At 72.2% G+C, this 22,340-nt stretch carries 17 protein-coding genes, 1 pseudogene and 1 riboswitch; of the genes and pseudogenes, 12 read left to right on the forward strand and 6 right to left on the reverse strand.

Translation table 11 applies throughout. The features are described 5' to 3' along the window. Positions 1–40 precede the first annotated feature (40 nt). Positions 41–889 (reverse strand): polysaccharide deacetylase family protein, encoded by an 849-nt coding sequence (locus tag ACZ6WH_RS08470; protein WP_469726946.1) that lies wholly within the window; start codon positions 887–889, stop codon positions 41–43. 256 nt (positions 890–1,145) lie between these two features. On the opposite strand from ACZ6WH_RS08470, the gene ACZ6WH_RS08475 reads away from it, so the two are divergent. The 5 genes and pseudogenes from ACZ6WH_RS08475 (at position 1,146) to ACZ6WH_RS08495 (ending at position 6,584) form a co-directional block, all read left to right on the forward strand. Further along, positions 1,146–2,825 (forward strand): putative glycoside hydrolase, encoded by a 1,680-nt coding sequence (locus tag ACZ6WH_RS08475; RefSeq protein WP_469726947.1) that lies wholly within the window; start codon positions 1,146–1,148, stop codon positions 2,823–2,825. 115 nt (positions 2,826–2,940) lie between these two features. Continuing rightward, positions 2,941–3,359 (forward strand): annotated as a pseudogene (locus tag ACZ6WH_RS08480) (nuclear transport factor 2 family protein). Positions 3,360–3,423: 64 nt separating this feature from the next. Continuing rightward, a riboswitch (cobalamin riboswitch) is annotated at positions 3,424–3,574 on the forward strand. 108 nt (positions 3,575–3,682) lie between these two features. Further along, on the forward strand, positions 3,683–4,774 hold the full coding sequence (locus ACZ6WH_RS08485) for a FecCD family ABC transporter permease (protein ID WP_469726949.1): 1,092 nt from the start codon (positions 3,683–3,685) through the stop codon (positions 4,772–4,774). Next, positions 4,774–5,577 carry an ABC transporter ATP-binding protein gene (locus ACZ6WH_RS08490; protein WP_469726951.1) on the forward strand — a complete coding sequence of 268 codons (804 nt, stop codon included), beginning with the start codon at positions 4,774–4,776 and terminating at the stop codon, positions 5,575–5,577. The genes ACZ6WH_RS08485 and ACZ6WH_RS08490 overlap by 1 nt, the downstream gene beginning before the upstream one ends. Then, positions 5,574–6,584 (forward strand): ABC transporter substrate-binding protein, encoded by a 1,011-nt coding sequence (locus ACZ6WH_RS08495; RefSeq protein WP_469726952.1) that lies wholly within the window; start codon positions 5,574–5,576, stop codon positions 6,582–6,584. The genes ACZ6WH_RS08490 and ACZ6WH_RS08495 overlap by 4 nt, the downstream gene beginning before the upstream one ends. Before the next feature lie 83 nt (positions 6,585–6,667). On the opposite strand, the gene uriT is transcribed toward ACZ6WH_RS08495, so the two are convergent. Both uriT and uriH read right to left on the reverse strand, forming a co-directional pair. Next, on the reverse strand, positions 6,668–8,110 hold the full coding sequence (gene uriT, locus ACZ6WH_RS08500; protein WP_469726953.1) for a uridine transporter UriT: 1,443 nt from the start codon (positions 8,108–8,110) through the stop codon (positions 6,668–6,670). Then, positions 8,107–9,093, reverse strand: a complete 987-nt coding sequence (gene uriH / locus ACZ6WH_RS08505) for a uridine-preferring nucleoside hydrolase UriH (RefSeq protein WP_469726954.1) — start codon at positions 9,091–9,093, stop codon at positions 8,107–8,109. Before uriH ends, uriT begins: the two co-directional genes overlap by 4 nt. Before the next feature lie 225 nt (positions 9,094–9,318). On the opposite strand from uriH, the gene ACZ6WH_RS08510 reads away from it, so the two are divergent. Beyond that, a complete protein-coding gene (locus tag ACZ6WH_RS08510; protein WP_469726956.1) occupies positions 9,319–10,323 on the forward strand; it encodes a LacI family DNA-binding transcriptional regulator in 1,005 nt (334 codons plus the stop codon). 105 nt (positions 10,324–10,428) lie between these two features. Here the strand turns inward: ACZ6WH_RS08510 and ACZ6WH_RS08515 are convergent, their stop codons facing one another. The 3 genes from ACZ6WH_RS08515 to ACZ6WH_RS08525 are packed head-to-tail and all read right to left on the reverse strand — an operon-like array spanning position 10,429 to position 13,975. Beyond that, entirely contained in the window at positions 10,429–12,648 is a 2,220-nt protein-coding gene (locus tag ACZ6WH_RS08515; RefSeq protein ID WP_469726958.1) for a xanthine dehydrogenase family protein molybdopterin-binding subunit, read from the reverse strand. Then, positions 12,645–13,151: a (2Fe-2S)-binding protein gene (locus tag ACZ6WH_RS08520; RefSeq protein ID WP_469726960.1), complete on the reverse strand. Its 507-nt coding sequence runs from the start codon at positions 13,149–13,151 to the stop codon at positions 12,645–12,647. Before ACZ6WH_RS08520 ends, ACZ6WH_RS08515 begins: the two co-directional genes overlap by 4 nt. After that, positions 13,148–13,975, reverse strand: coding sequence for an FAD binding domain-containing protein (locus ACZ6WH_RS08525; protein WP_469726962.1), 828 nt, complete (start codon positions 13,973–13,975; stop codon positions 13,148–13,150). The genes ACZ6WH_RS08520 and ACZ6WH_RS08525 overlap by 4 nt, the downstream gene beginning before the upstream one ends. 176 nt (positions 13,976–14,151) lie before the next feature. Here ACZ6WH_RS08525 and ACZ6WH_RS08530 point away from each other — a divergent pair, with 176 nt between their 5' ends. From ACZ6WH_RS08530 to ACZ6WH_RS08555, 6 genes are all read left to right on the forward strand, one after another. Continuing rightward, entirely contained in the window at positions 14,152–14,538 is a 387-nt protein-coding gene (locus ACZ6WH_RS08530; protein ID WP_469726964.1) for a DUF6907 domain-containing protein, read from the forward strand. A gap of 480 nt (positions 14,539–15,018) precedes the next feature. Beyond that, on the forward strand, positions 15,019–15,237 hold the full coding sequence (locus ACZ6WH_RS08535) for a type A2 lantipeptide (protein ID WP_399705159.1): 219 nt from the start codon (positions 15,019–15,021) through the stop codon (positions 15,235–15,237). 322 nt (positions 15,238–15,559) lie between these two features. Beyond that, on the forward strand, positions 15,560–16,363 hold the full coding sequence (locus ACZ6WH_RS08540) for a hypothetical protein (protein ID WP_469726966.1): 804 nt from the start codon (positions 15,560–15,562) through the stop codon (positions 16,361–16,363). Next, positions 16,360–18,639, forward strand: coding sequence for an NHLP family bacteriocin export ABC transporter peptidase/permease/ATPase subunit (locus ACZ6WH_RS08545; RefSeq protein ID WP_469726968.1), 2,280 nt, complete (start codon positions 16,360–16,362; stop codon positions 18,637–18,639). The genes ACZ6WH_RS08540 and ACZ6WH_RS08545 overlap by 4 nt, the downstream gene beginning before the upstream one ends. 1 nt (position 18,640) lies before the next feature. After that, positions 18,641–21,553: an NHLP bacteriocin export ABC transporter permease/ATPase subunit gene (locus ACZ6WH_RS08550; protein ID WP_469726969.1), complete on the forward strand. Its 2,913-nt coding sequence runs from the start codon at positions 18,641–18,643 to the stop codon at positions 21,551–21,553. A gap of 88 nt (positions 21,554–21,641) precedes the next feature. After that, complete coding sequence (locus ACZ6WH_RS08555) at positions 21,642–22,337, forward strand: trimeric intracellular cation channel family protein (RefSeq protein ID WP_432851411.1); 696 nt, start codon at positions 21,642–21,644, stop codon at positions 22,335–22,337. Positions 22,338–22,340: the final 3 nt, after the last annotated feature.

Here is a 22,340-nt window from a genome sequence, read left to right on the forward strand (position 1 = left end):
TGCGCGCCCCGATGTGCGGCGATGCGCCAGTGGCGCGGGCTCAGTACGGCCGGGTCCGGTCCTTGAACTCCTTCGCGGGCCGGTCCGAGGACGACTTCGGGTAGGAGACGCGGCCCGGGTCGCCGTCCGAGGTGTACCGCTTCACCCCGCCGTCCCGCAGCTCGTCCAGCCAGTGCGCGGAACCGAATTGGGCGTCCTTGTCGTGCGCGCCCGCCGACCTGATCCGCGGGATGCCGACCGGGTCGAAGGCGGTGGCGTACGGCGAGGGGGCCGGCCCCGCGCCCACGAGGTAGGCGCCCTCGTACGCGTACCGCTCGCCGTCCGCCGCGCCCTTGATGTCCAGCTCCGCGGGGTTCGGCTGGACGCCGAACGGCAGGGCCATCGAGGTCACCTTCGCGCCCGGCGCGCTCTTGGTGATGACCCGCTGGCCGGCGGCTATCTGGTGCTGCGCCTCCCCGGCGGAGACATCGCGCAGGTTGGCGTGGTCCAGCGTGTGGTTGCCGATCTCGAAGTCGTGCGCGTGCAGCCACCGCAGGGCCTTCTTCGTGCCCGTGCCGGGGAAGGCGTCACCGTTCACGAAGAGGGTGGCCGCCGGGGTGAACCCCCGGTGCCGCTCGGCCACGTCGAGCAGGATGCCGATCGCGGAGTCCGGGTCCGGCCGGCCGTCGTCGCCGAGCGCGAACTGGCTGTCGGTGGAGTCGTCGAAGGTGAGGACGACGGGGTGCTTCCCGGCCGGTATGTCGATCTTCCCCTTGCTGTAGGCGCCCGCGGTGACGGGTACGTAGTCCTCCTTCGCGAGCCGTTCCAGTTCGGCGCGGAACTCCGCCGGCTTGCGGTCGTAGTCGCTGCGCGGGTCCTTGACGATCTGGTGGTACATCAGAACCGGCACCGCTCCTAGCTCATTTGCGTGCACCGATGCCGGGGACTTCGCACGTGGCGGGTGTTCGGGCCGGGCCGAGGGGGAATCCTGCCGACCACCGGTAGTTTTCGGAGCCGAGGGTTCCGGCGGTGGCGCACCGCCACGGGACTCGGCGCAGGAGACGGCCGAGGCCGCCAGGGTGAGCAGGGACAGGAGGACGAGACCCTGACGGCGCAGGGGAACGGGACGACGGCGACGGAGATGCACGAAACCTCCTGGAAGGGGCGTGCCTGTGCGGCTCGACTGGAAGAAGCTCTTTCTCAACACCTCGGACGCCTCAGGTGCGTCCGACTCCTCGACCGATGCTGCTGATTCCTCCAGTAACCGTTCCCCGCGCAGACCGCTGGTCATTCTTCTGGCCGGGGTACTGGCCATGGCCCTGGTCGTCGGCGGCGTGCTCCTCGTAGGGCAGCACAGCGGCGCCGATTTCCGGCTGGCGGGAGCGTCCGCCGGCGGGGTGGTGAACGCCTCCGCCGTCGGCAAGGGCGGGGTGGAGGTGACCGCCCCGGAGGGGGAGGGGCTGCACGGCGCCGAGGTCACCGTGGACGGCAAGCGGGTTCCGGTGCGGACGACTGGGCGTCACCTGACGGTGGGTCTGGACGGCCTGCGGGACGGCACGCACGAACTGAAGGTCGCCACCGAGGGTTCCATGCTCGGCGGCTCCGAACTCACCCGCGAGCTGAAGGTCGACACCACGCCGCCGAAGCTCGCGGTCGCCGACACCGAAGGCCGCAGCCTGCGCGGGCCGGTCACGGTCAAGGGCCGCGCGCAGGACGCCGCCGAGGTGACCGTCGCGGGCCGGAAGGCGCGCGTGGGCAAGGACGGTGCGTTCTCCGTGACCCTGCCGCGGCCGCCGGCCAAGGCCACCGCGGTCGCCACCGACAAGGCCGGGAACACCGCACGGGAGGACGCGGTGATCACCGTTCGCCGGCCGACCCTGCGCGCGGTGCACGTCAGCGGCCAGGCCTGGGCCTCCGACCAGCTGCGGAAGCCCGTGCTGAAGCTGCTGAAGGAGCACCGGATCAACGCCGTCCAGCTCGACATCAAGGATGAACTGGGCGAGATCAGCTACGACTCGAAGGTGCCGCTCGCCAAGAAGATAGGCGCGGCCAAGGGCTACTACGACGCGAAGAAGGCCATCAAGGAGATCCACGCGGCGGGCGGCGCGGTCGTCGGCCGCATCGTCGCCTTCCGCGACCCGGTCCTGGCCTCGGCCTCCTGGAAGGACGGCCACCGCGACCGGGTGGTCCGCACCCCCGACGGCGGCCCGTACGGCGCCGGCTCCAAGTACGGTTCCCTCTCCTTCACCAACTTCGCGAACAAGGACGTCCGCCAGTACCACCTCGACCTCGCCGCCGAGGCCGCGAAGCTCGGCTTCGACGACATCCTCTACGACTACATCCGCCGCCCCGACGGCAAGCTCAGCAGCATGTCCTTCCCCGGCCTCGGCAAGACCTCGCCGGAGGACTCCATCGCCGGCCTGGTCGCGCGGACCCGCGCGGTCGCCCGCGAACACGGCGCCTTCCTCGGCGTCTCGGTCTTCGGCGTCGCGGTCACCCGCCCGAAGGAGATCGCCCAGGACATCGGCAAGTTCGCCAAGCAGTGCGACTACATCGCGCCGATGGTCTACCCCTCGCACTGGGCCGAGGGGGAGTACGGCGTCTCCGACCCGAACTCCCACCCGTACCCCATCACCAAGAAGTCCCTCGCCGACTTCGTGAAGAAGACCCGCCACACCGACGCCCAGATCGTCCCCTGGCTCCAGGACTTCTCCCTCGGCGTCTCCTACGGCGACGCCGAAGTGGCCGCCCAGATCCGCGCCGCCGAGGACGACGGCATCCACTCCTTCCTCCTCTGGAACCCGGCGGTGCGCTACCACGGCGGCGCACTGAAGCCGATGAAGTAACCCCCGGCGGCCCCGCCGCCCGACGCCATAAAAGATCGCAGCGGGCCGCCCACCCTGCCAGGATGGGCGGCCCGCCCGCGTGCCCGCGCGGACGGCGACCGGAGGGGGAGACACCATGACCGGGACCACCCGCGACGTCGTGACGGAACTGCTGCGCCGCATCGGCGAGGGGGACCCCGAGCGCATCGCCGAGCTGTACGCGGACAACGCCGACTGGAAGCTGGACTGGCCCGAGGACGAGCACGGCCGCGCCGCCACCCCCTGGATCCGCCACCGCACCACCCGCGCCGACGCCGCCGCGCACTACCGGGAACTCGCCGAGCACCACGTACCCGAGGCCGTCGGCACGGAGATCGAGCGCATCCTCGTCGACGGCCCGGACGCCGTCGTGACCGGCGAGATCCGCCGGACCGCCCGCGCGACGCACCGCCCCTACCCCGCTTCGCCCTTCACCTCACCGTCGAGAACGGGCTCATCACCCGGCACCACGTGTACGAGGACAGCATGGCGGTGGCGCGGGCTTTCGCGCCGTAGGGGGAGTGACCGGGGCTGTGGTCCGTGTCCGGTGAGCCCGTGATCTGGGGGTTTGGGGCGCTGTTAGGCTGCTGGGGTGCCCCGTGGGGGAAGTCCGGTGAGAGTCCGGCGCTGACCCGCAACGGTGTGCGCGAGCGCGTGGCACGGACCCGTCGGCGGGATCCGTACGTGGTGTTCGCGTGAGTCCGATGACCCGCGGGGTGGCACATCTCCCGACTGCTCGCCGCGGACTGCGAGAGGGATGACGCACGGACGACCGGCCGGTGCCGGGTGCGCCGCCCCTTGTGCGTACGGACGCGGCCCGAGGCGAAGGACGCCCGCCCGTGCCCGCCACATCCACCGCCCCGGCACCCGCCGCGGCCGGACCGCCCGCGCTCCGGCGCCCGCCGGTCCCCGCCTCGGCCGCCGTGCTCGGCGTCCTGCTGCTCGTCTCCCTCGTGTGCGGCGTCGGACTCGGCTCGGCCGGGGTGTCGTGGGGCGAGACGCTGCACTTTCTGACGGCCGGGCTGACCGGCGGGACGATCGGGGCCGACGAGACCGGCGGGTACACCATCGTCTGGGAGATCCGGCTGCCCCGGGCCGTGCTCGCGGCCGTGGTCGGCGCGGGGCTCGCGTCGGTCGGCGTGGCCGTGCAGGCCATGGTGCGCAACGCGCTCGCCGACCCCTTCGTGCTCGGCGTCTCCTCCGGCGCCGCGGTCGGCGCCAACGCCGTACTCCTGCTGGGCGCGTTCGCCGCGCTGGGCGTGTGGGCGCTGTCGGTGTCCGCGTTCCTGTCCGCACTCGCGGCGATGGCGCTCGTCTACGCGGCGGCGCGTACCGCCTACGGGCTGACGCCGCTGCGGCTCGTCCTGTCCGGTACCGCCCTGTCGTACGGCTTCTCCGCGCTCACCACCCTGATGGTCTTCCGGGCCGAGCGGGGCGAGGCGGCCAGGTCCGCGATGATGTGGCTGCTCGGCAGCCTGGGCGGCGCGACCTGGGGCTCGGTGCCGGTCGCCGCCGTCACCGTGCTCGCCGGGACGCTGTACCTCGGCGCCCGCGCCGGGCAGCTGAACGCACTCGCCATGGGCGACGAGACCGCGGCGGCGCTCGGCGTGCGTGCGGGCCGGCTGCGCACCGAGCTGTTCGTGGTCACCGCCGCCGTCACCGCGGCGGTCGTCGCCGTGTCCGGCGCCATCGGGTTCGTCGGCTTGATGGTGCCGCACGTCGTACGGATGCTGGTCGGCGCCGACCACCGGCGGGTGCTGGTCCTCGCGCCGCTCGCCGGGGCCGTGCTGCTGGTCTGGGCGGACATCGTCTCCCGGCTGCTGCTGGCGCCCGCCGAGATCCCGGTCGGGGTGGTCACCGCCGTGCTCGGCGTGCCCTGCTTCCTGCTGCTGATGCGGCGCGGCGGCTATGCGTTCGGGGGTGGCCGCTGATGCGCGTCGACGTCGAAGGGGTGACGGTCGAGCTCGCGGGCAGCCGCATCGTCGAGGACATCACCGTGCGCGCCGACGCCGGGCAGGTCGTCGGGGTGGTCGGGCCGAACGGCAGCGGCAAGTCCACACTGCTGCGGTGCGTGTACCGGGCGTTGCGGCCCGCCGCGGGCACGGTCCGGCTGGACGGCGACGACCTGCACGCGATGGACGCGCGGGCAGGCGCGCGCCGGCTGGCCGCGCTGCCCCAGGAGTCCGCCGCCGAATTCGACTTCACCGCGGCCGAGGTGGTGGCGATGGGCCGGCTCCCGCACCACCGGGGTTCCCCGTTCGGCGGGCGGTCAGCCGATGACGCCGCGCTGTGCGGTGCCGCACTCGACCGGGTCGGCGCGGGCCACCTCGCCGGGCGCGGCTTCCGCTCGCTCTCCGGCGGCGAGAAGCAGCGCGTACTGATCGCCCGCGCCCTCGCCCAGCAGCCGCGGGTCCTGGTCCTCGACGAACCCACCAACCACCTGGACATCTCCCACCAGCTGGACGTGCTGTCCCTGGTGCGACGCAGCGGCCTCACGGTGCTCGCCGCACTGCACGACCTGAACCTCGCCGCGTCCCACTGCGACCTGCTGTACGTGCTCGACGGCGGCCGCGTCGTCGCGGCCGGCCCACCGTACGACGTCCTCCGGCCGGAGCTGCTGGCCGAGGTGTTCGGCGTACGGGCGCACCGCGTCACCCACCCCGTGACCGGCGCCCTCCAGCTGCTCTTCGACCGTATCGACCCCACCGAACTCCCCGACCAGGAGCCCGCATGACCGTGACCCGTATCCGCCCGGCGGCGGCCCTCGCCGGCGCCCTCTGCCTCGCCCTCGCGCTCACCGGATGCGGCGCGCGCGTGGCGTCCCCGTCCGGGGACGGCAAGGCCGCCGGGCAGCGGCCCGTGACCATCGAGAACTGCGGGAAGAAGGTCACCTTCGACAGGGTGCCCGAGCGGGTGGTCACCAACGACGTGGGCATCACCGAGATCATGTTCGCGCTGGGCCTTGAGGACCGGATGGCCGGCTACGTGATGCCGGACGACAAGGGCGACCTGGACCACGTGCCGTGGAAGGGCGCGTACAAGAAGACGACGTGGCTGTCGAAGCAGGCGATCACCAAGGAGATGGCCGTCGACGCCCACGCCGACCTGGTGTTCGCGGGCTACGGCTACGGCTTCGGCGAGAACGGGATCACCCCGGCGTCCCTGAAGAAGCTCGGCATCGACTCGTACGTCCTCACCGAGTCCTGCCGGAACGGCCACGGCTCGGCACGCGGTGTCATGCCGCCGCTGGACGCCCTCTACACCGACCTCACCCAGCTGGGGAAGCTGTTCGGCGTTCAGGACCGGGCGCGGAAGCTGATCGCGGACTTCAAGGAGCGGGTGGCGGACGTACGGAAGAAGGCGCCGAAGGGGGACGCGCGGCCGAGCGTGTTCCTGTACGACAGCGGCCAGGACAAGCCGTTCACGGCGGGGCGGTACGCGGCACCGGAGCAGATCATCGACAAGGCGGGCGGCCGCAGCATCACCCACGACCTCGCGGACTCCTGGACGACGGTCGGCTGGGAGACCGTCGTCGAGCGGAACCCCGACGTGATCGTCATCAACGACTACGGGGACACGACAGCCGAGCGGAAGAAGGAGTTCCTGCTGCAGTACAAGCCGCTGGCGAACGTCTCCGCGATCAAGCACAAGCGCATCATCACGCTGGACTACGCGGATCTGGTGGAAAGCCCCCGCAACCCGTCGGCAATCGAACGCCTGGGCGCCTACCTGCGCCCCTAGGGGCGCGGGGAACTGCGCGACCAGCCACGACGGTGGGTGCGTGAGGGAACAACCGTCACGCACCCCGACCGTCGGTCCGTCGGCTACCCGTCCGCTTCAGCGGACACCGGCTTGGGGATCAGGAACGACGTCAGGAACGCCGCCGCGATGATGACGACACCCGCGATCATCGCGGCCGTGTAGCCCGACGTGGACGCCGGATCCGAGGGCACCACGGCCGTCTTGACCGCGTACAGCACCGCGAAGCTCAGGCCGGCGCCCAGGTTGAACGCGCCCGCGTTCAGACCCGGCAGGAAGCCCGGGTTCTCGCGCGGGGAGAGGACGATCCCGAGCCCGTTGAGCACGATGTTGGCCACGCCCGCGTAGGCGATGCCGACCATGACGGACAGCGCCAGGAGCAGCACCCGCGAGTGGCCGCCGCTGGTGACGACGAGCAGCACGATCGTCGCCACCGTGCCGACGAGCCCGAAGCGCAGGATGCGGCCGTACCCGAAGGTGGCGGAGAGCCGGCCCGCCACCGGGCCCATCGCCAGCCCGGCGAGCGCGTACGGGGTCAGCGTCCACCACGCCGACGCCTCGGCCGACATGCCCAGGCCCGCCCGGGCGTCCTGCGCGAAGGCCGGGATCAGCCCGTTCATGACGGCGAAGACGCCGGTCATGGTGAGGACCGTGGTCAGCAGCAGGGCCCAGGTCGAGCGCTGCTTGAGGTGGTGGGTGGCGACCAGCGGGTGACCGCTGCGGCTCTCCGTACGCCAGAACAGCGCGAAGGCGAGTGCCGCGATCACGACGAGCACGCCGATCAGCGGCCAGTTCGCGGCGGCCAGCTTGCCCGCCTCGTTGAACGCGGTCAGCAGCGTGCCGACCGAGATGACGAGGAGGACGACGCCGGGCCAGTCCATCCGGCTCTTGACGGGCGCGGTGGACTCCCGGGTCAGGGTGGCGACCAGGGCGGCGGCGACCGCCGCGACGACGGCCATGGCCCAGAAGACCGCGCCGAAGCCGTAGTGGTCGGCGAGGTAGCCGCCGGCGAGCGAGTCCACGCCCGCGATGCCGCCGTTGACCGCGGTGATCACGCCGAGCAGGGTGCCGTACTTCTTCGGCTCGGTCACCTCCACCCGCAGCATGATCAGGCACAGCGGCACGGTCGGGCCGCTCACGCCCTGGATGATCCGGCCGACGAAGAGCATCGGCACGCTCGTCGCGAGCGCCGCGATGACGCAGCCGAGCACCATCAGGGCCATCATCCCGGCCAGTACCTTGCGGCGGCCGATGACGTCGCCCAGCCGCGGCAGGAAGAGGGAGAAGAGCGCCGCCGAGGTGAAGAAGGCGGTCTGGGTGAGGCCGATCTCCGCCGAGGTGGCGTGCAGGCTGTCCTCGATGCTCTTCAGCGCGGGGCTGAGCATGGACGCGTTGAGCTGGAAGGCGAAGCACGCCGCCAGCAGCGCGGTGACCAGGACGCCGACCCGGACGCCGGGCCGCTCCGTCAGGCCGCCGGGGGGCGGCGCCGCCGTGGTGGACGCGTTCATGCCAGTACGTCCCCGGGCTGCTGCGGGTTCTCGCCGATCAGCTCCGGATCGCCGATCCGCTCCAGCGCGTCCACGACGAGGTCCCAGAAGCGGCCGTGGTCCAGCTTCACCGCGACCTGGGTCCTGCAGTCGGCAGGCGCGGGGGCGCGGAAGTCCGCCACGGTCATGCCCTTGGTCAGGGTGCCGGTCAGCTCGATGTCCACCGGGGCCCGGCGCACCGTCATCACGTCCGGGTCGATCACGTACGCGACGGCGCACGGGTCGTGCACCGGCGGCGACTCGAAGCCCTGGTGGTCGCGGTAGGTGGTGCCGAAGAACTCCAGCAGCTCCTCGACGAACTTGGCGGGCTTGGTGCCCAGCGCGGTGATCCGCTCGGCGACCTCGGGCGTCGCGAGCGCCTGGTGGGTGAGGTCCAGGCCCACCATCGTGACCGGCCAGCCCGCGTTGAAGACGATGTGCGCGGCCTCGGGGTCGATGATGATGTTGAACTCGGCGACCGCGCTCCAGTTGCCCTCGTGGTAGCCGCCGCCCATCAGGACGACCTCACGGACCCGCTCGACGATGCGCGGCTCCTTGCGGGCGGCCAGCGCGATGTTGGTGAGGCCCGCGGTCGGCACGATGGTGATCTCGCCCGGCTCGTGGGACATCACGGTGTCGATGATCAGGTCGACGGCGTGCCGCTCGTCCAGCACGCACGTCGGGTCGGGCAGCACGGGCCCGTCCAGGCCGGTCTCGCCGTGGATGTCCGGCGCGGTCTCGATGTTCCGTACGAGGGGACGCGGGCAGCCGGCGGCGAACGGTACGTCGGTGATGCCCGCGATGCGCGCCACGGACAGCGCGTTGCGGGTGACCTTCTCCAGCGTCTGGTTGCCGACCACGGTCGTCACGGCGACGAGCTCGACGTCGGGGTTGCCGTGGGCCAGGAGCATGGCGATCGCGTCGTCGTGCCCCGGGTCGCAGTCGAGGATGATCTTTCTGGCCAACGGAAGAGCCCCTTTGCCCTGTTGAACGGTGGTGCGGTGACCCTCGGAGGAGGTGATGGGAAATCGTTCTCCGAAGTGCCGCGAAGAGTTCACCCGCATACCGGGGCAGTTGTCAATGATTCATCCCACAGATCCCGGCGGGGACCCGGTGATAACGTTTGCCCGCCGTTTCCGCAGCGTACGCCGGTGCGGGCGGCCCAGCCGAGCCGAGCGAAGGGCACGACCGTGGCCGAAGTCACCCTCAAGGATGTCGCCCGTGCCTCGGGCTGCTCCATCGCCACGGTCTCCCGTGTGCTCGCCGGCACCCGCCCCGTCGGCGCCGAGACCGCCCGCACCGTGCGCGAGGCCGCCGCCCGCCTCGGCTACCGGCCCAACCACGTCGCCCGTGCGCTGCGCCGCCGCGCCACCGGCACCGTCGGCCTGGTCCTCCCGCAGATCACCAACCCCTTCTTCCCCGAGCTCGTGCGGGAGCTGGAGCACGCGCTGCACGCCGAGGGGCGGGCCGTGCTCCTGGCCGACTGCGACGACGACCCGGCGACCGAGGCGGCCCGGATCGCGGAGTTCCTGGACCGGCAGGTGGACGCGCTGCTGCTGATACCGGTCGACGAGCGGCGCAGCCGGGACGCGGTGGCGGACGCGGCACGGCGGGTGCCGGTGGTGCTGCTGGACCGCGGCTGCGGCCCGGGCGTCGCCGACTCGGTCGCGGTGGACAACGCCGCCGGGATGGCGCTGGTGCTCGACCACCTGGCGGCCGCCGGCCGGCGCCGCCCGTGGTTCGTGGGCGCGGCCGGTACGACCACGACGGCTGCCGAGCGGCGTGCCGCGTACGAGGCGGGCGCAGCGGTGCTGGATCCGCCGGCCCCCGATCGGGTCGAGCTGGGCGACTTCTCCGTGGCCTGGGGGCGCGCGGCCGTCGACCGCATCTGGCCGTCCCGCCCGGACGCCATCGTCTGCGCCAACGACCTCATCGCCGTCGGCGCCCTCCAGCGGCTCCGCCAGCTGGGCGCCGACGTGCCCGGCGAGGTCGCGGTCACCGGCTTCGACGACGTGCCGTTCGCGGGCCTGGCCGACCCGGCGCTCACCACGGTCCGGCAGCCGGTCACCGAACTGGCGGCGGAGGCCGCGCGGTTGCTGGCCGAGCGGTCGGAGGACCGGATCCCGTCCGGTGGCGCGGCCCCGAGCCGCGCGATCCGGCTCGCTCCCCGGCTGGTCGTCCGCGCGTCGGGCTGACCCGCCCCGCGCTTACTGCGCGCGGCCCTCGCGGGCGGCCGCCGTCGCCAGGAACACCCGCTCCGGGCTGAGCGGCAGCCGGGTCACGCGGGCGCCCGTGGCGTCCTAGACGGCGTTGGCGATGGCCGCGGCGACCGGGACCATGGCGCCCTCGCCCGCGCCCTTCGCGCCGAACGGGCCGGGGCCGTGGCCCTGCTCCTGGGTGAGCGAGACGAAGCGGCGGGGGAGGTCCTCGGTCATCGGGACGCGGTAGTCCAGCGCCTCGCCGTTGAGCAGTACGCCGTCCTCGTACCGCATCTCCTCGAACAGCGCCTGCGCCATGCCCATGACGGCGGCGCCCTCGTCCTGGCCGCGGCAGAGCAGCGGGTTGACCGCACGCCCGACGTCACCGCTGGCCACGAGCTGGAGGAGGGTGACCCGGCCGGTGTCGGGATCGACCTCGACCTCGGCACCGGCCCAGCCGATCTCCCAGAACAGGCACGGCGCCTCCAGCGGCGCCTCGTGCGAGACCGGCACCTTGAAGCTCCCCTCGCCGGTGAACTCGTAACCGGTGGGCCCGAATTCGCGGGCGATGAGGCCGGCGAGCGGGACGGGTGCTTCCGTGCCCCGGCGCACGGTCCAGGCGTCGCCGTCCATCGTCAACTCATCTACTTCACAGCCGAGTTGGCCGGAGGCGAAGGTGAGTACGCGGGACCTGGCGTCCGCGGCGGCGCGCTGTACCGCGCGGCCCATCACCGTCATCCCGGACGAGGCGTTGGTGCCCTGGTCGAAGGGGGTGGTGGCGGTGTCGACGGGCGCGTAGCCGACGCGTTCGAGCGGTACGCCCAGCTCCTCGGCGGCCACCTGGCAGAGCGTCGTGGACGCGCCCTGGCCGATCTCGATCGTGCCGGAGCCGACGTGCACCCCGCCGGTGGCGGTGACCTTGACCCGGGCCGTGGCGGGCTTGTTGACCCCGCCGCCGTCCTTGAAGCCGATGGCCAGGCCCATGCCGCGCCAGGGCCGCCGCTCGCGGCCGTGGTAGCCCAGCTCCTTCGCGACCAGTTCCAGCCCTTCGGCCAGGTCGCTGTCGATGCCGCTCTCGCCCGGGACGAAGGGCTCGCCCAGCTCCTTGAGGTTGCGGCGGCGCAGCTCGTACGGGTCGAGGCCGAGACGGTGGGCGATCATGTCGACCTGGCTCTCGCTCGCCCAGGTGGCCTGGGTGGCGCCGAAGCCGCGGTACGGGCCCGCCGGGGTCGTCGTGGTCATCACGCACGCGCAGGAGGAGCGGAGGTGCTGCCAGCGGTACGGGCCCGGCATCCGGTAGCCGGCCTTCTCCGCGACCAGCGGGCTGCCGTCGGTGTACGCGCCCGCGTCCAGCAGTACGCGGCTCTCCCGCGCCACGAACGTGCCGTCGGCCATGACGCCGGTCTTCACCGTGAGCCGGGCGGCGTGCTGGCTGAGCGTCAGGAAGGCTTCCTCGGTGGTCAGGAGGTAGCGCACCGGGCGCCCGGCCGCGCGGGAGAGCAGGACGGCGATGGGCTCGGTCTTGCAGTTGTGCTTGGCGCCGAATCCGCCGCCGACGTACGGCACATGGATCCGGACGCGGTGTTCCGGGGCGCGCAGCACCCGGGCCAGCTCTTTGCGGAGCGGGAAGGGATTCTGGGTGGAGGTCCACAGCTCGGTCTCCCCGGCGCGCACATCGGCGACGGTGACGAACGGCTCCAGGTGGAAGTGGTTCATCCGGGAGAAGACGAAGGTGTCCTCGAAGACGTGGTCGCAGTCCGCCCACACGGCGTCGTCGCCGGTCTCGTAGCGGAACTCGTAGCACACGTTCTTCCGCGGCCACAGCTCCGCCGAGGCACCGGTGCCGTACGGCGGGAGGGCGCCGCGGGGCTTCTCCTCGAACAGCTCGGGCGCGTCCGGGGACAGCGCCGCTTCGATGTCCGGGAGGGCGGGCAGCGGCTCGTACGCGACGTCGATGAGGGCGAGCGCGCGCAGCGCGGTGGCCTCGTCCTCGGCGGCGACCGCCGCGACCACGTCACCGGCGTAGCGGACCTTGTCGACCGCGACCACCGGCTGGTCCTTGATGAAGAAGCCGTAGTACGGATCGAGCCCCGCCAGGTCGTCGCGGGTGAGGACGGCGTGCACGCCCGGCAGCGCGCGGGCGCGGGCCGCGTCGACGGAGACCAGCCGGGCGTGCGCGTGCGGACTGCGCAGCACCTTGGCGTGCAGCATGCCGGGGAGGCGGACGTCGGCGGTGTAGCGGGCGGCGCCGGAGACCTTGAGCGCGGCGTCGTGGCGTGGCGCCGCGGCGCCCACGGCAGTGGTGGCGGGGGTGGTGCTCATCGGGCGGCCTCCTCGCGGCACAGCTGCGCCGCCCTGCGTACCGAGTCCAGGATCATGGCGTAGCCGGTGCAGCGGCAGACGTTCGAGGAGATCCACTCGCGGATCTGCTCCTCCGACGGGTCGGGGTGCGCGCGCAGCAGGGCGGTGGTCAGCATGACCATGCCGGGGGTGCAGTAGCCGCACTGGAAGCCGCCGCACTCGGCGAACGCCTGCTGCACGGGGCCGAGCCCGCCGTCCGGGTGCCCCGCGCCGTGCGCGGTCTCGACCGTGGCGCCGTCCGCCTGGAACGCGAAGACGCTGCACGAGGCGGCGGGCACGCCGTCCACGAGGGCCGTGCACGCGCCGCACACCCCGCGTTCACAGGACGCCTTCACGCCGGTCAGGCCGAACCGCTCGCGCAGCAGATCCAGCAGTACGGTGCGGGGCGGGATCTGCGCGGTGCGCCGCCGTCCGTCCACCTCCATCGTGACGGTCACCTGACGCACCGGCCCTGACGCGCTCAACGGGACCCCTCCTCGTGCTTCTCCCGGTCGTACCGGCGCAGCAGCCGGCCCGCCAGTACCGCGGCCAGGTGCCGCCGGTACGGGGCGCTGCCCGCCATGTCGCCGATGCTGTCGGGCAGTGCGGACACCGCTTCGGTGAGGTCGGCGCCGAGCGTGCTGCGCACGGTGTGCGGCGGGCTGTACTCCGCGCCGACGGAGACGGTGACGGCCGTGCCGCGTACCGCAACGGCCACGGTCGCCAGCGGCCGCATCGAGCGCTCGTAGCCGAACCACACGCCGGGCACGTCGGGTATCTCGACGGTGTGCAGCAGCGCGCCGGGCGGCTCGGCGCGGTCCCAGAGGTCGGCGGGGGAGAGGACCGAGGGGCCCGCCGCCGAGGTGAGGTGGAGCCGGGCGCCGAGCGCGCCGAGCATGATCGAGAGCTCGTAGCGGGTGCGGCGGGCCATGAGGTTGCCGCCGAGGGTGGCGCGCTGCCGGATGCGGTGGGTGGCGATGGAGCCCCAGGCGTCGGCGAAGGAGGGCAGGGCGCCCCGTACGGCGGAGTCCCGGGAGCCGGAGTGGTGGTCCGTGCCGGCGCCGAGGCGCAGCGCACGGTCGGCGTAGCTGATCCGGCGCAGCTCCGGTACGCGGTCCAGTGCCACCAGCGTGCTGCACCGGAGTCCTTCGCGGAACTGCGCGACCAGGTCGGAGCAGCCCTGTGCGTACACCGCGCCGTCGGCGGCGCCGGCGTCGACCGCCTCGGCGAGGGTCCGCGGCCGGGAGAGGGCGAAGTCCGGGAGGGTGCGCTGGGTCGGCGCCACCGTGCCGGACGGGAGCAGGAGCATCGCGGGGGCCTCCTGGGGTGTGTGCGGGGCTGCGCACACGTGCGTACCTCGCCGATTTATTTAACCGCTGAGAATTTCGCTCCTGAGATGTTTAGCAGGCGAGCAGATACCGCACAAGACAGCCGACCGGACGCCGTGCGGGGGCGGCTTCGGGACACCGGCCGGATAATGTGCACATGACGGACGACATGCTGGATGCCGTGACATTGGCGGTACGGCCCGTGGTGTGCCCGACGTGGTGCCACCGTGTGCACACCGAGGCCGAGGCCGGCGGCCACGACGGGATCATGCATCTGGCCGAAGCGGTCAGCTGGAATCTCTCGGCGCAGCCGGAGCGGGGCTTCCCGCAGCTCCTGTTCCACATCATGTGTGAAGAAGGTGCGTCGGGCCGGACGTCGCCGGTGGTCGAGGTGGGCGTCATCGAGGCGGAGGGCCGGCTGCCCTACTCCTTCGACGCACGGACCGCCGGCGATCTGGACCGGGTCATCGGTGAGCTGCAGCGGGTGCTGGAGACGCTGGGGGGCTGGCGCGCGGCGCTGCCCGGCGGGGTTTCGGTGACCTGAGGCGCGCGCCGCCTCCTGTGCGCGCACTCACGCGGACGCTCCCGGCGGCGCGAGGTTGAGCCGCGCAGGCGGATTTCAAGGAATCTGCACATCGCCCTCGCATCGGTGGCACAGCGTGTGCCGCCCGGTGCGGGTTTTCGCGCGGGCGGCCGGGGCTTGACGCGGGTATGTCCGGATGGGCCCGGCGTGTGCGCGCGGCCGCCGTACCGCGAGTAATCGATCTTGTGAAGGACTCGTCACCAACGCGTGGACGAAACTGCACGCGATCGTTGTGCGACGCGGGAATGTGCTGACTGCCCCCTGCAAGCGGGTTGGCCCGGCCGCCAGTTGGCGTGCTTGGATCATTTCGGCGCGGAGGTCGGCCAAATGCCTTCCGGCTTCCGGTCGGTAAATGACCGATTTGGCGGCCGGGTTATGTTCTGCCGCCGACTCCCGTGTTATTCGAGTTTGACCCACAGCAATTGAAGGGAAGCGCAAGTCATGGACTTCACCCCCCAGGTCGAGACCGCTGAGATCGCCGACGCCGAGCTCGACAACATCGCCGGTGGCCTCGGCGTCGTCGGCCCCGTCGCCGACCAGGTCGTCGGCACCGTCGACGGCGTGACCGGCGGCACCGTCGGCAACGTGCTCGGCACCGTCACCGGCACCGTGCAGCAGGCCACCGGCGTCAACGTGAACGGCGTCGTCGCCGGTCTCTGAGACCCACGGTCACTGTCGGCAGTACTGCCGCAGGCATGACTCGACCTATGCGTACATGTCCGTATCCATAGGTTTGCCGTGAGCCCCGGAGCATTTGTTCCGGGGCTCACGGACGTCGGTGACCGATTTACCCTTCTCCCGTCAAGTGCGGGCTTTTCCGCCTGTGTTACGGTCATGCCTCGGCATGCCCGAACGGCGGGTATTTTCATGCCTCATAGGTGCGCCATGTCGCGCGTGTCCCATTGGGTCGCCTTGTTCTTCGCCGCCCTTTGGCAAGTGCGCCGGCGTCGAATGAGGCAAAAGCAGTCGAGGGAAAAGTTCCGTGCAGTTCCGGCAAAAGGCGCTGGCCAAGCTCCAGTCGCCTGAAGAGCTCGACCTGCCCGTGCGCTACGCCCGGCCGCAGGGCGGCCTCGTCCTCGCCGTCACCGTCGTCGTGATGGCCGTCGCCGCCTTCTGGGCGGTCACCGGGTCCGTGTCCTCCAAGCTGACCGCGCCCGGCATCCTCACCCACCCGCAGGGCAGCTACGTCCTGCAGAGTCCGGTCGCCGGACAGGTCACCCAGGTCTACGCCAAGGAGGGCGCGACGCTCCGCGCCGGAGCGCCGGTCCTCAAGGTCCGCACCGCGCAGGGCGACCGCGCCGTCCGCGCCGTCGCCGCCGGCCGCGTCACCAGCCTGGTCGGCAAGATCGGCTCGGTGGTCACCGTCGGCGCCGACGTCGCGAGCGTCGAGCGCGTCACCGGCGCGCACGAACCCGTGGTGGCCATGGCGTACGTCCCCAGCCGCAGCGCCGCCACCGTCCCCGTGGGCGCCACCGTCGACCTCACCGTCCAGTCCGTGCCCACGCAGCAGTACGGCGTACTGCGCGGCAAGGTCAAGGCGGTGGGCCGGGCTCCGCAGAGCAGCCGGCAGATCGCCGCCTTCCTCGGCGACCGCGAGCTGGGCGAGCAGTTCACCGCGCACGGCCAGCCCGTCGCCGTCCTCGTCGAGCTGGACCGCGCGGACACCAAGTCCGGCTACAAGTGGTCCACAGCGGACGGCCCGCCGAACGCCATCGGCTCCATGACGCCCGTCACCGGTGCGATCCACCTCACCGCGCAGCGCCCGATCGATTGGCTCCTCCCGTGACCGCGCAGCCCGAAGCACCGGCGACGCCCCCGCTGCCGCCCGGCGGCCGCGGCCGGCACCGTCCCGAAGCCAGGCCCACCCGGCGCCGTACCGGCCGGAGCGGGCCCGGACCCGCCAAGAGCGCCGGCCGGTCCGTCCGCACCCCCACCGTCCTCCAGATGGAGGCCGTGGAGTGCGGCGCCGCCTCGCTCGCCATGGTCCTCGGCCACTACGGCCGGCACGTCCCGCTGGAGGAGCTGCGCATCGCCTGCGGCGTCTCCCGCGACGGCTCCCGCGCCTCCAACCTCCTGAAGGCCGCCCGCTCCTACGGGCTGAAGGCCAAGGGCATGCAGATGGAGCCGGCCGCGCTCGCCGAGGTGCGGGCCCCGGCCATCCTCTTCTGGGAGTTCAACCACTACGTCGTCTTCGACGGCATGGGCCGCCGCTTCGGCCGCAAGGGCGCGTTCATCAACGACCCCGACCGGGGCCGCCGCTTCGTGCCCGCCGAGGACTTCGACACCAGCTTCACCGGCGTCGTGCTGACCTTCGAGCCCGGCGAGGAGTTCCGCAAGGGCGGCCGCAAGCCGGGCGTCCTCGGCGCGCTGCCGCCCCGGCTGCGCGGCACCTCCGGCACCATGCTCGCCGCCGTCCTCGCCAGCTTCCTGCTGGTCGTGGTCGGCGCGACGGTGCCCGCGCTGAGCCGTACGTACATCGACATGTTCCTGATCGGCGACCAGACGTCGCTGCTCGGAGTGCTCTTCGCGTCGATGGGCACCACCCTCGTCCTCACCGCCGCGCTCACCGCGCTGCAACAGGCGAACCTGCTACGCGGCCGCATCATCTCCTCCACCCTGAGCAGCGCCCGCTTCCTGCGCCACCTGCTCCGGCTGCCGGTCACCTTCTTCGCCCAGCGCAACCCCGCCGACCTCGTCCAGCGCCTGCAGTCCAACGACACCGTCGCCGAGACCCTCGCCAGGGACATCGCGGCAGCCGCCGTGGACGCGGTCGTCGTCATCCTCTACGCGTTCCTGCTGTGGTCCTACGACCCGCAGCTCACCCTCATCGGCGTCGCCGTCGCGCTGCTCAACGTCGCCGCGATGCGCATCGTCGTACGGATGCGCGCCACCGGGACGCAGAAGCTGCGCGCCGACACCGCGCGGCTGACCAACACCTCCTACAGCGGCCTCCAGCTCATCGAGACGATGAAGGCCACCGGCGGCGAGAACGGCTACTTCCGGCGCTGGGCCGGACAGCACGCCACCACCCTCGACGGGCAGCAGCGGCTCGGCGTCCCCACCTCCTGGCTCGCCGTCGTCGCGCCCACCCTCGCCGCCCTCAACAGCGCGCTGATCCTGTACATCGGCGGGCTGCGCGCCGTCGAGGGCCATATGTCGGTGGGTCTGCTCGTCGCCTTCCAGGCGCTGGTCACCAACTTCACCCAGCCCATCACCCGGCTCAACGGCATGGCGGGCCGGATCCAGGACTTCGCGGCCGACGTGGCCCGCCTGAAGGACGTCGAGTCCTTCCCCGTCGACTCCCTCTACACCCGCCCCGAGCCGGTCGCGAGCACCCGCCGCCTCAAGGGCCACGTGACGCTCACGGAGATCACCTTCGGCTACAGCCCGCTGGACAAGCCGCTGCTCACCGGCTTCTCGCTGACCGTCGGCCCCGGCCAGCAGGTCGCCCTCGTCGGCGGCTCCGGCAGCGGCAAGTCCACCGTCTCCCGGCTGATCTCCGGCCTGTACCGCCCGTGGGAGGGCACCATCCACATCGACGGGCAGCGGCTGGAGGACATCTCCCGCGGCGCGCTCGCCTCCTCGGTCTCCTTCGTCGACCAGGACGTCTTCCTCTTCGAGGGCACCGTCCGGGACAACGTCGCGCTCTGGGACCCCTCGATCCCCGACGAGGCCGTCATCGAGGCGCTGAAGAACGCCGCCGCCCACGACGTGGTCTCCCGCCGCCCCGGCGGCATCCACAGCCGGGTCGAGCAGGACGGCCGCAACTTCTCCGGCGGCCAGCGGCAGCGCCTGGAGATCGCCAGGGCCCTGGTCCGGCGGCCCTCCATCCTCGTCCTGGACGAGGTCACCTCCGCCCTGGACGCGGAGACCGAACAGATCATCATGGACAACCTGCGGCGCCTGGGCTGCGCCTGCGTCGTCATCGCGCACCGCCTGAGCACCGTGCGCGACAGCGACGAGATCGTGGTCCTGGACCACGGCAAGGTCGTCGAGCGCGGGCGGCACGAGGAGCTGGTCGCCGCCCAGGGCGCGTACGCAGAGCTGGTCAAGGAGTCCTGAGGTGACGACCCCTCATCCCGCGGCCGCCGGTACGGCCGCCGACGACAGCGTGCTGCACGCCCTCGGCGGGCTCGGCACCGAGGCCGACCTCACGGGCCTGCGCAACCTCCCGCTCGAAGGCCCGCACGTCCTGTGGCTGGTCACCGCCGGTGCCATGGACCTCTTCGCGGTCGACGCCGCCCAGCAGGGTCACTGGTACTTCCTCGGCCGGCTCGCCCCCGGCACCCTCCTGCTCGGCCCCGTCGAGGGCCCGCAGCACACCCTCGTCGGCCGCCCGCTCCAGGGCTGCGCGGTGCGCCGCATCCCGCTGCGCGAGCTGTTCCGGCCCGAGTACGGCGGCTACGCGGAGTACGACGCGTACGGCCGGTACGTCGGCCAGTCCGGTGCGACGGACCCGTGGGACACCGGCGAGCTGGGATACGACGGCGCACTCAGCCCGCTGGAGGACGCCTTCGCGCGCGGCGTCGGCCGCAGTCAGCGGGTGCTCTTCGAGGCGCCGCTCGACGGTGAGTACGAGACCGCCGAGGCGGACGGGGTCCTCGATCCGCAGGGCACGGCCGACGAGAACATCCTGTGGATGCCGGTCGAGCCCGGCAGCCTCCAGTACGGCGCCCACTACAGCGCCGAGGCCGCGGCCGACCTGCTCATCGACGGCACGATGTGGCAGCGGATGGTCGACCAGCAGTACCGGCTGCTGTCCTCCCTGGACCGCTGGATCGAGCGGCTGGAGCGTGCCCATGAGGACCGCACGGCCGCCGGCATCGAGGCGGGCGAGGCGGCCCGCTCCCAGGCCGACCGGACCCTGCTGTCCTCCATCGGCGCGCCCGGCCGCGGCGGCGCGCGCACCGGCGCGACCGACGACGCCACACTCGCCGTCTGCCGAAAGGTCGCCGACGCCGCCGGCATCACGCTCACCTCGCCCAAGGAGGGCGGCACGACCGACGACCGGCTGAGCCCGGTCGAGCGGATCGCCGTCAGCTCCCGCATCCGCACCCGCGTCGTCAAGCTCGACGGCCGGTGGTGGCGCGAGAACAGCGGCCCGCTGGTCGGCCACCGCACCGAGACCGGCGAACCGGTCGCACTGCTGTGGCGCCGCCGCCGCTACGAAGCGGTCGGCGCGAACGGCACGCGCACCCGCCTCGACTCCGAGACCGCCGAGGCGATCGAGCCGCGCGGCGTCATGCTCTACGCGCCGCTGCCGGACCGCCCGATGGGCCCCCTGCGGCTGGCCCGCTTCGCCATGCGCGGCACCCGGCTGGACCTGCGCAATCTCGCCATCGGCGGGCTGGTCGCCGTGGTGCTGGGCGCGCTGGTGCCCATCGCCACCGGCAAGGTGCTGGGCGAGTACGTGCCCAACGCCGAGCGCGGCCTCATCGTCCAGACGACGATCGCGCTGATCGTCACCAGCCTGGTCGCCGCGGTCTTCATGCTGCTGGAGAACACCTCCATCCTGCGCATCGAAGGGCGCATCGAGTCCACCCTCCAGCCGGCCGTCTGGGACCGGCTGCTGCGGCTGCCCACCAAGTTCTTCAGCGAGCGCTCCACCGGCGAGCTGGCCAGTGCCGCGATGGGCATCAGCGGCATCCGCCGCATCCTGTCCGGCATCGGCTCGATCGCCGTGCAGGCCTCCACGGTCGGCACCATGAACCTCGTCCTGCTGCTGGTCTACAGCCCGAAGCTGGCCGTCGTCGCGATCGCCATGCTGCTCTGCATCGCCGCGGTCTTCCTGCTCCTCGGGCTGTGGCAGCTGCGCTACCAGCGCCGCCTCATCGAGCTGACCAACAAGCTCAACAACCAGGCGTTCCAGACGCTGCGCGGGCTGCCGAAGCTGCGCGTCGCCGCCGCCGAGACCTTCGCGTACAGCGCGTGGGCCGGGGAGTTCGCGCGCAGCCGGGAACTCCAGCAGAAGGTCGGCCGGATCAAGAACCTCACCACCGTGCTCAACGCGGTCTATCTGCCGCTGTGCACCCTCGTGATGTTCATGCTGCTCGCGGGCCCGGCCCGCGGCGTGCTGTCGGCCGGCGCGTTCCTCACCTTCAACACCGCCGTGACCATGATGCTCTCCGCGGTGACCCAGCTGACCGGCGCGTTCCTCCAGGCCGCCGCCGTGCTGCCGATGTTCGAGCAGATCAAGCCGGTGCTCGACGAGCGGCCCGAGGTCCGCGGCGGCTCCACCCGGCCCGGCACCCTCACCGGCGGCCTGGAGGCCCGCGGCCTGTCCTTCCGCTACTCCGACGACGGGCCGCTGGTCCTGGACGACGTGTCCTTCCAGGTACGGCCCGGCGAGTTCGTCGCCGTCGTCGGCGCGAGCGGCTGTGGCAAGTCCACCCTGCTGCGCCTCCTCATCGGCTTCGACCGGCCGGCCGCCGGCAGCGTCCTGTACGACGGGCAGGACCTGGCGGCGCTGGACCAGGCCGCGGTGCGCCGCCAGTGCGGCGTGGTGCTCCAGAACGCCCAGCCCTTCAACGGCTCCATCCTCGACTGCATCTGCGGCGCCGAGATGTTCACGCAGGAGGAGGCGTGGGCGGCCGCGGAGATGGCGGGGCTGGCCGAGGACATCAAGCGGATGCCGATGGGCATGCACACCATGCTCTCCGACGGCGGCGGCTCGATCTCCGGCGGCCAGCGGCAGCGGCTGATGATCGCCCAGGCGCTGATCCGGCGGCCGCGCATCCTCTTCTTCGACGAGGCCACCAGCGCGCTGGACAACGAGACGCAGCGGGTGGTGACCGAGAGCACCCGGCAGCTGAACGCGACCCGTGTCGTCATCGCCCACCGGCTCTCCACCGTCATGGACGCCGACCGGGTGATCGTCATGGCGGACGGCCGGGTGGCCCAGCAGGGCGCCCCCGCCGATCTGCTCGCCGACACCGGCGGCCTCTTCCACGAACTGGTCCGCCGCCAGATCAGCTGACCGCCCGGCGGCCGCGTCCCGGGAGGCGCGGCCGCCCGCAGTGTGGAACGTCACGCTCCACGGCGCCGTCCACACGTAAGAATGCTGTGTGCTCCAGCAACTGTTCACGCCCACCGTCCAGCACACGCTCGAACTCATCGGGATCTTCGTCTTCGCGATCTCCGGTGCGCTGCTCGCCGTACGCAAAAACTTCGACATCTTCGGCATCGCCGTGCTCGCCGAGGTGACCGCGCTGGGCGGTGGGCTGTTCCGCGACCTGATCATCGGGGCCGTGCCGCCGGCCGCATTCACCGACCTCGGCTACTTCCTCACCCCGCTGATCGCCGCGGTCCTCGTCTTCTTCCTGCACCCCCAGGTCCAGCGGATCCAGACCGGGGTGAACGTCTTCGACGCGGCAGGGCTCGGCCTCTTCTGCGTCGCCGGCACCACCAAGGCGTACGAGTACGGGCTCGGCCTCACCGCCTCCGCCACCCTCGGCATGGCCACCGCGGTCGGCGGCGGCGTGCTGCGCGACATCATCGCCAACGAGGTGCCGTCGCTGGTCCGCTGGGACCGCGACCTCTACGCCGTGCCCGCCATCGTCGGCGCCGCCATCGTCGTGCTGTGCATCCGCTTCCACGCCCTGAACCCCGGCACCAGCGCGTTCGCCGCCATCGTGGCCTTCGCCGTCCGGCTGCTCGCGCTGCACTACCACTGGCGCGCGCCCCGCGCCTGGAACCGCCGCTCCGACGCGGTGGACGTGGACGAGACGCAGGGACAGCGGCACGCGATCGGCGGCGGTTGACCT

The sequence above is a fragment of the Streptomyces sp. NPDC050806 genome, assembly GCF_055586425.1.